We start from the raw sequence: 1,665 nt of genomic DNA, 5'->3' as shown, positions 1-1,665 counted from the left end.
GATGTGATTAAAGTGGGGATTAGCTGTTCTATACAAAAGATATTAGCAGCGACCTAAAAATCAAAGTGCGAAAGTCGTGAATGGGCGTATTTACATAAAACCGACTTTAGAGGTGTAAGTAGCTTCCATAAAGCACAATTTAAAGGCGCCTTTGTCGCCAATGCGATGTTTGGGGTAGGTAATTTAAGGCGCACAGATATCCAACAGGCGATTTTCCAGGTTGAAGGTTTAGCCGAACCTCTTCTCACACTCATACGAACACAAGACCAAGATGAGCATACCTCCTCTTCAACAGTCCAGCGAATATGGGCATGGCTACAAACAACACCTCGACAAATACCAATGTTTCAACCAGGTTCACAGTTGCCTGAGGGCTTTAACCCTTCTGAGCCTAATCAACAGAGTTTGATGCAACGGATTTTCGGTCTGTTTACCAATATAAGCACCTGGCTATTTGGTAATAATAGTGAAGCTAATACCCAACACTTTCCAGCCTATATAGTTTTAGATAAATATAACCTTAGTGATAACTCTAATCTTCAAAAAGTTCTCAGCCCTGGCTATAACAATGCAGGGTTTCTATCAGGGTATTCACAGTTAGTAGACCTTAAACTTGACCGCGTCGCATATATTCAAGAGTTAATCGATGATCCTGCTGTAGCTCAAAAAATGGGTGAACATCACTTCTTGTTTCTACAACTCAATGAACTCGGGCTCAGCCAAACAGTACACATTAAAGCACTTCTCAATAGCCCTGAGAAATCAACTTTAGCTAAAATACTTGTAGAAGCAGGTTTAGAAAAATCAATTGAAAGCTGCGAACAAAGAAGCAGCGAAAACAAGTTAAGAATGGCAATTTTTTTCCAGAGCAAACTAGACGAAGGCGCCCCTTAAAAACCCTCCTTAAAAATGCGACCGCTGCGCTTCAACAAAAATCAGGCTATCTTGCTGCAAAATCCTATACAGTGGCTCAGCCATACTTTGAGAAAGCCCGAGTATTACTGGGTATCAGTGATCATGATTGGCGCGCTATTTTTACAGCAAGCTACGCCAGTAAAGTAAATCAAAGATACCAGAATCACCGCTCCTTATATTATGAAAATAACCCCGATAATCCTGAAGGCAATTTTACCAATGCATCAGCACCTCCTTTTGAGGGTCCAACACAAAGTCCAAATAACCCACAGGGAGCGATGGCCCCTTTGCCATATTTTGGGCCAGCACACCCACCATACTGGGCATACGATCAATCCAGCAGATTCTGAAGCGCGCCTCCCCCTCCATATTCTGAGGTTCACCGTTATCCACTCATCAGCAGCGCTTATTCTGAAAGTACTCCTTCTCTCTATCCCTCTCTGCTTTATCATCAGCAGCACACAGCAAATAACAACCCTGTACAGCTTTTGGCTCCTCCTTATGAAGGCGACACAAATCAACATCAGGGGGGTGCCTGCGGCTATGGCTAGTATTTCCAATCGGAGTCGGAAATTAAGTCTCTAGATTACACCTTTGACAACCTTTAAGGCCTAATCTATTTCAGATTCCAATATTTTTGATACATTTTTTTAGTGATTATATAATAAAAATAATTTATTAAAATAAATCATTATAGCGCTCGATCAACAGTTTCTGACATACTATCAGTAGGTTAAAAAATACAATAAG

2 protein-coding genes are annotated in these 1,665 nt (G+C 41.1%); both read left to right on the top strand.

The window, feature by feature from the left end:
- Positions 1-165: 165 nt before the first annotated feature.
- Positions 166-894, top strand: coding sequence for a hypothetical protein (locus tag C200_RS04550; RefSeq protein ID WP_016212296.1), 729 nt, complete (start codon positions 166-168; stop codon positions 892-894).
- A 71-nt stretch (positions 895-965) separates the two neighbouring features.
- Complete coding sequence (locus C200_RS04545) at positions 966-1,265, top strand: hypothetical protein (RefSeq protein ID WP_032126375.1); 300 nt, start codon at positions 966-968, stop codon at positions 1,263-1,265.
- Positions 1,266-1,665 lie beyond the last annotated feature (400 nt).

Origin of the sequence: Piscirickettsia salmonis LF-89 = ATCC VR-1361 (genome assembly GCF_000297215.2) — a bacterium.
In the GTDB taxonomy this organism is placed as follows: domain Bacteria; phylum Pseudomonadota; class Gammaproteobacteria; order Piscirickettsiales; family Piscirickettsiaceae; genus Piscirickettsia; species Piscirickettsia salmonis.
The sequence above is the reverse complement of the archived record's forward strand: the minus strand, read 5'-3'. Positions and strand labels throughout refer to the sequence as shown.